An 8930-nucleotide genomic window follows, 5' to 3' on the forward strand; every position below is an offset into this window, starting at 1 on the left:
GCTCACGGGGTGATTCTCCTCGGGTTTGGGTCAGTCTGTGCTGTTCGCCGTCGCGGCGAACTATGGACGGAAAAAGTCTTTTTCTATTTTAGCGGAGTCTGCAAATCGGCTGTGGAGTATTACCTCGCGGGCGTGATAACCAGTTATTGGGTTCTACAACCGGTTATACACAAAAGGGGTGGGTGACCCTGGACTATTCCAGAGTCACCCACCCCTTGTTGCTTTCAGAAGCCCTACGCTTCCTTCTGCGCCTCGTACGCGCGCACCTCAGCTAACATCTCTGCGGCGAGCGCATCGACCGTCTCACGGTCATACGGGCGAAAAGCGTACAGTTCCTCCATGACAGGCGCAGCCATCTTAGAGGACCACGCCCAGGCGTGCCGCCAGGATGTCACGCACCAGCGCGCCACCACCGACGGTGGTGTCCGCCAGAGCCTTCACAGCCCACGCATCCACAGCCGCCAAAGCAGCCGGCGCGTTCAGGTCCTCACCGAGTGCCTCACGCACAGCGGCCAGTAGCTCAACCGCCGCCTCATCGGTGACACCTTCAGAACCCTCACGGCCCTCAGCCATCGACACCGCGTGACGGTAAGTATCCAGGCGAGCCTTCGCGTGCTCCAGCAGCTCATCAGTCCAGAACCAATCCGAACGGTAATGCTGACCCATAATCGCCAGGCGCACCGCGTTCGCATCCTCGCCGGCCGCGCGCAGACGCGAAACCAGCACCAGGTTGCCGCGGGACTTGCTCATCTTGTGGCCGTCCAAACCGACCATGCCGGTGTGCGCGTAATGCTTAGCGTGCGGGCGCGCAGACACAGCCCACGAATGGCCAGCACCCAGGTCGTGGTGCGGGAAGGTCAGGTCGTTACCGCCAGCCTGAACGGTCAGCGAACCATCCACAAAACGGCGGGCAATCATGGTGCACTCGATGTGCCAGCCGGGGCGGCCCGCGCCCAGCTCGCCGGCATCCCAGCTCGGCTCACCCTCACGCTCAACACGCCACAGCAGCGGGTCCAGTGCGTCACGCTTACCGGCACGGTTCGGGTCGCCGCCGCGCTCAGCGAAAATCTCCAGCATCTCATCACGGCTCAGGTGCGATACCTCGCCCGGCGCCCACGAGTAGCCCTCAGCGTTCGCGGGCAGCTCACGCACAGCCTTCAAGTCCAGGTACACGTCACCGTCAGGCTGCTCAACGCCCTGCTCGTCGGTGAAACCGGGCACGCGGTACGCCAGGCCGCGGCGCAGCAAATCCTCAATCAGCGGGAACAGCCACTCAATGGACTCCACCACACCCACATAGTGCGCCGGCGGAATCACGTTCAGCGCCTTCATGTCGGTGCGGAACAGCTCCGTCTGATCCTCAGCCAGCTCACGCCAATCAACGTTCGTGGCGGTCGCACGCTCCAGCAGCGGGTCGTCCACATCGGTCACGTTCTGCACATAGGTGACCGGCACGCCCGCATCCAGCCAGGCGCGGTGCAGCAGGTCAAAAGCAACATAGGTGGAGGCGTGACCCATATGCGTCGCGTCGTACGGGGTGATACCGCAAACGTACAGGCTCGCCGCCTTATCCTCCTGAACCTGAACAATCTCACCAGCCGCAGTATCAAAAATACGCGGCAGCGCAGCCTTACCAGGCAAAGTCACAGAGGCCGGGGCATCCCAAGCTCGCATGGGTTTCCTTTCCGTAAAAACGCCCACACCCGGTGGACGCGCCACACCCGCCGCCCAACCTACGGGCATGCGGGTGCCAAAAAATCTACTTAAACAAGAATACCCGCCCGTGAGAAACTCACGGACGGGTATGTCATATCACGCTGAGGGCTAAAGCCTTAGAACGCCGAAGAAGTAGCGTTCAGAACGCCAGTGCCCAGACCAACGAAAATCAGGATACCGAGCGCAATGCGGTACCAAATGAAAATGCCGTAGGACTTCGACGACACGTACTTCAGGAACCAGCCAATCATCAGGTAACCCACCACAAACGCAACCAGAGTAGCCACGATGGTCGAGGGGATACCGTAGTAGCCGGTCGCCTCCTCGCCGGTGACCACCTTAAAGGTCTTGTACAGGCCAGACATGAACACGGCGGGCATCGCCAGAAGGAACGAGTAACGTGCCGCAGCCTCACGGGTGTAACCCATGAACAGACCCGCGGTAATCGTACCGCCCGAACGAGAAACACCCGGAATCAGCGCCAGCGCCTGTGCGCAACCGTACAGCAGGCCGTGACGGAACGTCAGGTCCTTCAGCTCACGCTGCTCGCGGCCAAAACGGTCCGCAAGGCCCAGGAACACCGCAAAGACAATCAGCATGGTCGCCACAATCCACAGGCTGCGGAACTGCGTGTCAATGTAGTCTTCCAACAGCAGACCCAAAACGCCGATGGGCAGGGAGCCAATAATAATCAGCCAACCCATGCGGGCATCCGGGTCGTTGCGCGGTACGCGGCCGGTAAGAGCGCCAAACCACGCCTTCACAATGCGCACAATATCGCGCCAGAAAAAAATCAAGACCGCGGTCTCAGTACCCAGCTGGGTGATTGCGGTAAACGCGGCGCCCGGGTCAGCCTTCTCCGGCAGGATCTGGCCAACAATGTTCAGATGCGCCGATGACGAAATCGGCAGAAATTCGGTCAGGCCCTGAACAAAGCCCAAAATAATTGCTTGAATCCATTCCACGCATTCAAGGATACAGGAGGCACGCCCGCCCGGAGCGGTTCGCCGAAGGTGATGTGGAACCTCCGCAAACCGCCCCGTCCACACTCTGAAACGCTCAGGGTGCCGTTTCAGGAGGTACACCGCGGTGCAACCGGGGCTTATCCACGGCTCATCTACGACTCCCGGAAGCCGCGCAAACAGCTCAGCTGCGTGTCAAAGGCGTGAGCCTATTAGCCGCACGACCAGTCAAAAACTCCGGTCTCAAAATCAAAAACAGCGCTACCGCACCCAAAATTCAGCACATCAAACTCATCGAACTCAATATAACGAGCCGACAGGCCCTCCGGCAGAGCCTGCGCATAAAAATGAGTGCCACCCAAGTGAGTATTCACCGCAATCAGCGGCTCAGCCCACTCAAACCACGCCGAATCCTCCGCATCCCAATCGAAAGGACTCAAATAACCAGTCTGCGAGTCCACATTCTCAAACACATCACTGGGGACCTTACCGGCATTCGGGTCATCCGTCGGAACCCACCCCACAAGAGCAGGCTTACGATCCAGCGGCTGCTGACGATCCGCCAAAGCCCAGGCGCTGAAGCTCTCCTCCTCACCACGATGCTCACCGGGCCGGCGCACATCCTGCGGCGGCTCCGTACGGGACGAGAACTCCTCCTCGCTCAGGTACAGCACCGCAAACTCGGCATCCAGAATATCGCGCAACAACAACTGATACGGATGCACCCGCGCCTGCGCATACTGCACCTCAAACGGGTCATCACTAGCAGCATTAGCAACGCCCTCAGTCGCCTCATCCTCAGCGAACTGGCCATCACCGGCGAAGAAAGAGAACGCCACAACGCCCGGATACTTCTGTGCATCCGGCAGGTACTCCCCCGGCAACCTCACCGTAAAAATATGCTGCATCGGCAAACCAGTAAAAGTACTGCGCGGCCACTGATCCTGCTCAATACCGGGACCAGTCGAACCCACCCAGCCAGCCTCCCACACCTCGGTGGAACCTGCAGGCAGAGCAGTATCATCACTACCGCGCAGCTCATAATTCCAGGCACGAACAGAAGAATCGGTGCCCGCCGCATCAACGGGGCTAAACACCATCGCGTAGCTTTTCATGAGAGTTCCTCCCTGCAGACTATTCGCCCCACAGCACGCCGATGCACACAACACCTGCGCACATTAACGCATAAGGGCGGGATACATACTCCCAGTATGCATCCCGCCCCCACATCATGCACGGCTAACGGTCACCCACCAGCGGTCACCCGAAAACCTTGCACAAAGCATGTACGCTATCGCCTATGCCTGGCGCTCATCACGCAGCGCACGGTTCACAGCCGAAATCATCGCCTTCAACGCCGCACGAGTCGTCGAGTTATCCACACCAATACCCCACAGCACGCGAGAACCAACAGCAGCCTCAACGTAGCACGCAGCATTAGCAGTCGACGAAGACGACATGGTGTGCTCCGAATAATCCATCACGCGAATATCCACGCCCTCGCCCGACAGGATGTTCTGCAGAGCATCCACCGGACCGGTACCCGAAGCAGAACGAGTATAAGTGTGGCCATCAATGTTCAGACCAACACGCAGAGTAGTCGCACCGGTATCAGCCGAATCAATGTTAATCGACTCAATACGGTACTTACCCCAACGGTTCTGCGGATCCGGAGCCGGCAGGTACTCATCCGCAAAGATGTTCCACAGCTTCTCGCTGGTCATCTCGCCGCCCTCAGCGTCAGTACGAGCCTGAACAATCTTCGAGAACTCAACCTGAGCACGACGCGGCAGATCCAGGCCGTGATCCTGCTTCAGCAGGTACGCCATACCGCCCTTACCGGACTGCGAGTTCACACGAATAATCGCCTCATAGGTACGACCCAGATCGCGAGGATCAATCGGCAGGTACGGAACCTCCCAGTACACCTCATCCACGGTCTTACCCGCCTCAGCCGCGGTACGCTCCAGAGCCTCAAAGCCCTTCTTAATAGCGTCCTGGTGAGAACCAGAGAACGCGGTGAACACCAGATCGCCACCATACGGCGAACGCTCGTGCACCTTCAACTGGTTGCAGTATTCAACAGTCTTACGGATACCGTCAATATCAGAGAAATCAATCTGCGGATCCACACCCTGGGTGTACATGTTCAGACCCAAAGTGACCAGGTCAACGTTACCGGTGCGCTCACCATTACCGAAGAGGCAACCCTCAATACGATCAGCGCCCGCCAGGTAACCCAGCTCAGCAGCAGCCACGCCGGTACCGCGGTCATTGTGCGGGTGCAGCGACAGCACAATGTGCTCGCGGTGGTTCAGGTTGCGGTGCATCCACTCGACAGAGTCGGCGTACACGTTCGGGGTAGCCATCTCAACGGTAGCGGGCAGGTTCACAATCAGCTCGCGACCGTTCTGACCGACCTCCAGCTCCTCAGCCACAGCGTTTACCACGCGAGCCGCGTACTCCAGCTCAGTGCCGGTGAAAGACTCGGGCGAGTACTCGTAGATGACCTTAGTGTCAGAAATCATCTGCTCTTCGTACTTGCGGCACAGGCGCGCACCCTGCAGGGCGATATCCAGCACGCCCTCCTGATCCTGGTTGAACACCACGCGACGCTGCAGCACGGAGGTCGAGTTGTAGAAGTGCACAATCGCCTGCGGTGCGCCCTCAATCGCCTCAAAAGTGCGGGCAATCAGGTGCTCACGAGCCTGCACCAGAACCTGAATGGTCACGTCCGAAGGAATGTGGCCGTCCTCAACGAGAGTGCGCACAAAATCAAAGTCAGTCTGCGACGCCGAGGGGAAACCAACCTCAATTTCCTTGTAACCCATCTTCACCAGCAGCTTGAACATCGCAAGCTTACGGTCGGTGTCCATGGGGTCAATCAGCGCCTGGTTGCCGTCACGCAGATCCACTGCGCACCAGCGCGGAGCCTTCTCAATGACCTTATCCGGCCAGGTGCGGTCCGGCAGGTCAACAACAATCTGTTCGTGGAAAGGGCGGTACTTGTGTACCGGCATGGGGCTGGGCTTCTGGTGGTTTTTCATCATGAATTCCTGTGGGTTGGTCCGTCTCGCTCTACCCCAATTTCGGGGCTCGTACCGTGCCGGGTATCGGTCCCCGGCTGCCGTGGTCAAGGCGGTGCATCAGAAAGGATGCGAAGGTGAGATGCCGCGTCAAAAAGCCGGAACGGTTGCGGCAGATTCTAGCGTGCCCCGTTCCGGCGAATAAGCAGCAGGTTCATTGCCTGGCGGGTAACCCCGCGCATGCTCTCACCGTGAATAGTCATACCTCCACGCTATCACAGCGCCCGGAGGCGGTGGCACAGCGCACGGGGCGCCGTCCATCATCTGGAAAGAATTACCGGCGAGAATTAACGACGAAGGGGGCGTAGCCACCATTACTGGCGCTACGCCCCTTCACACGTTATTCCACGTTATTCACGCATCTGCGCTTGCCTCATAGTTCCCAGCAGCCGGGTCTAGTAGGCGAAAGCAGTCTGGCACTTGTGCTGATCAGCAGTCTGACCGGTCGCGTTACCCGCAATCGCAGCCTCCTGCTTCTCCATCGCCTCACCGGACGGGAAGTCAGTACCGATCGTCACCGACACACCCAGAACCTCTTCGGTCGCCACCACGCGGGTCACGTTCAGCTTCGCGGCGATCTCCTTCGCCTCCGCCTCGTAACCGGACGAGTAGAACACCGTGGTGAAGTTCGTCGGGTTAGCCGAAGTACCCGGGGTAACATTCGTGTAGCCCAGGCCCTCAATCACCGAAGCGATCGTAGCCGAGCGACCATCCAGACCGGTCGCGTTGTACACGTTCACCGGAACCGTACGATCCAGCTGAACCGGAGCGGCAGAAGTAGCCTCAGCTGCCGGAGCCTTCTCCTCCTTCAGCGACTTATCGTCACGCAGACGCTGGAACACATTCGCAGCATCCGCAGAAACCTGCAGGCGGTTCTCATCCTGGCTCCACGGCTCAGTCGGCACCGTCGCAAACACAACATTCGACAGATCCACGCCACCGAGAGTCGCACCAACACCCACCAGAGTGCTGATATTACCCAGGTTCTTATCCACGGTCACGTTCTGAGTAATCGCCTCAGCAATGTTAATCAGACGGCCCGGATTCGACAGAGTACCCTCGTTCTTCACCTTACGCAGCAGCGAAGACATGAAGCCCTGCTGAGCCTGAATACGACCAATATCGGAACCATCCGAGAAGCCGTGGCGGCTACGCAAGAACGCAAGAGCCTGCTCACCCTCAACAGTGGAAGTACCCGCAGGAAGCTTCAGACCGCTGTACTCGTCATCAATCGGAGCGTCCACACAGACCTGAACGCCGCCAACAACCTTCGACAGCTCCTTCACAGCGTTAAAGTCCACCAGCATAAAGTGGTCAATGTTTACACCGGTCAGCTTGCTAATGGTCGCCACAGTACAACCGGCACCGCCGCGAGACAGAGACTCGTTAATCTGAACGTTCTCCTCAGCCGGGTACACGGTACCGCTCTCAGGGTCAGTACACTGCGGCACATCAACCATCAAGTCACGCGGGAACGACAGAACGCTCACGTTCTTACGGTCCTTGCTGATCTGCAGCAGCATCATCACGTCCGCGCGAGCCTCAGAATTACGGTCATCCTCATTACCGTACGCACCGTTATTGCCCTTACGGGTATCGGAGCCAATCACGAGAATGTCCAAGGCGCCGTTCTCCAGGCCGTCCTTGTAATTGCTGATGTTCAGCTCCTGAGTATGCAGATTATTGCGCATACGCAGAGCCAACACGCCACCGAAGCCAACAACAATGACGAGCATGCACGCGGTAAGCAGAGCAATCCACTTATTGCGGTTTGAAGTCAGCACCGTCGTGCGCATATGACGACCGGTGCTTCGTAAACGAGGTGCCTGGGGCATACCTTTTCTCTTTCTGCCGGTGAGCAAGTGCTTTCTCAGAGTAACACTCTTCCCTATGAGCGCCGAATGAGAGTGAAAAGTTTCACCCGGAGGCATGCACATATTTCTGCAAGCCACCGGGTGAAAACTAGGGATGCGCGACCGCCCCCAAGGGCAACCGCTCAGGGTTGCCTCTCAGAGCCGTCCCTTAGGACGAGCCGCTCAGGAAAGCTGCCTAGAATCCCAGGCGGTTCAACGCACGAGCGTCAGACTGCCATTCCTTCGCAACCTTCACATGAATATTCAGGTAAATGCGGGTACCGAGCATCGCCTCAATCTGCTCACGAGCCTTCGTACCAATCTTGCGCAGATTCGAGCCGCCCTTACCGATAATGATGTACTTCTGCGACTCACGCTCCACAAACAGGTTCACGTGCACATCCAGCAGCGGGTTATCCGCCGGGCGGCCCTCGCGGAACTGCATCTCCTCAACCGTCACAGCAATCGAGTGGGGCAGCTCCTCGCGCGCACCCTCCAGGGCAGCCTCACGCACCAGCTCCGCAATGAGGGTTGCCTCCGGCTCATCGGTCAGCTCACCCTCCGGGTACAGCGGCGGCGACAGCGGAGTGTACTGCGCCAGCAGGTCAGCGACCGCATCCACCTGGAAATGCTTCACCGCAGACACCGGGATAATCGCAGCCCAGCCGCCCTTACCGTCAACCGGCATCGGCTCAGACACCTCACCCGCACGGCGCTTAGCCGCAGGACCCGAACCCTTCGCGAAAGGCACAGCATCATTCTTGCCGCCCTTACCCTTGGGGCCCTTACCCTTCTGCTTCGCACGATGCGCGGCACGCTTAGCACGAGCCGCACGCTCAGCGCTCATGACCTCCTCGCCGAGTGCCTCAACAGCCAGTAGCTGCTCACGCAACTCCTCAGAGCTCACGGTATCAGCCTTCGTCACAATGGCAACCACCGGCTTATTGCTCGACGCCACCAGCTGCGACGCAATGTAGCGGTCACCCGGGCCGATCTTCTCATTCGCCGGAATGCAGAAGCCCAGCACATCCACCTGCGAAAGGGTGCTTGCCACCAGGTCGTTCAGACGCTCACCCAACAGGGTGCGGGGGCGGTGAATACCCGGGGTGTCCACCAGAATCAACTGATACTCGTCCTTGTGCACAATACCGCGGATCGTGTGGCGGGTCGTCTGCGGACGGTTCGAGGTGATAGCCACCTTCTGGCCAACCATAGCGTTCGTCAAAGTAGACTTACCCGCATTCGGGCGGCCCACCAACGACGCGAAACCCGAACGGAAATCCTTCGGGTAGGTCGGCAGCGGGGTGCTCAAG

The 8930-nt window shown here is 58.9% G+C and carries 7 protein-coding genes; all 7 read right to left on the reverse strand.

The genetic code is table 11. The features are described from left to right. Positions 1–233 precede the first annotated feature (233 nt). The gene (locus HXO69_RS08055) at positions 234–356 is read right to left on the reverse strand and encodes a hypothetical protein (protein ID WP_296546412.1); all 123 of its coding nucleotides are present in this window, start codon (positions 354–356) and stop codon (positions 234–236) included. 1 nt (position 357) lies between these two features. Beyond that, positions 358–1674, reverse strand: coding sequence for a cysteine--1-D-myo-inosityl 2-amino-2-deoxy-alpha-D-glucopyranoside ligase (gene mshC, locus HXO69_RS08060; protein WP_296546415.1), 1317 nt, complete (start codon positions 1672–1674; stop codon positions 358–360). A gap of 158 nt (positions 1675–1832) precedes the next feature. Continuing rightward, complete coding sequence (locus HXO69_RS08065; protein ID WP_044145830.1) at positions 1833–2681, reverse strand: undecaprenyl-diphosphate phosphatase; 849 nt, start codon at positions 2679–2681, stop codon at positions 1833–1835. 209 nt (positions 2682–2890) lie between these two features. Then, positions 2891–3793 carry a hypothetical protein gene (locus tag HXO69_RS08070; protein ID WP_296546417.1) on the reverse strand — a complete coding sequence of 301 codons (903 nt, stop codon included), beginning with the start codon at positions 3791–3793 and terminating at the stop codon, positions 2891–2893. Between the two features lie 183 nt (positions 3794–3976). Beyond that, entirely contained in the window at positions 3977–5725 is a 1749-nt protein-coding gene (gene leuA / locus HXO69_RS08075) for a 2-isopropylmalate synthase (RefSeq protein ID WP_296546420.1), read from the reverse strand. Between the two features lie 434 nt (positions 5726–6159). Next, a complete protein-coding gene (locus HXO69_RS08080; protein WP_296546418.1) occupies positions 6160–7599 on the reverse strand; it encodes an LCP family protein in 1440 nt (479 codons plus the stop codon). Positions 7600–7813: 214 nt separating this feature from the next. Next, a complete protein-coding gene (locus HXO69_RS08085) occupies positions 7814–8929 on the reverse strand; it encodes a GTPase Era (RefSeq protein ID WP_296546419.1) in 1116 nt (371 codons plus the stop codon). Position 8930 lies beyond the last annotated feature (1 nt).

Source organism: Rothia sp. (in: high G+C Gram-positive bacteria), assembly GCF_015265375.1.
GTDB lineage: Bacteria > Actinomycetota > Actinomycetes > Actinomycetales > Micrococcaceae > Rothia.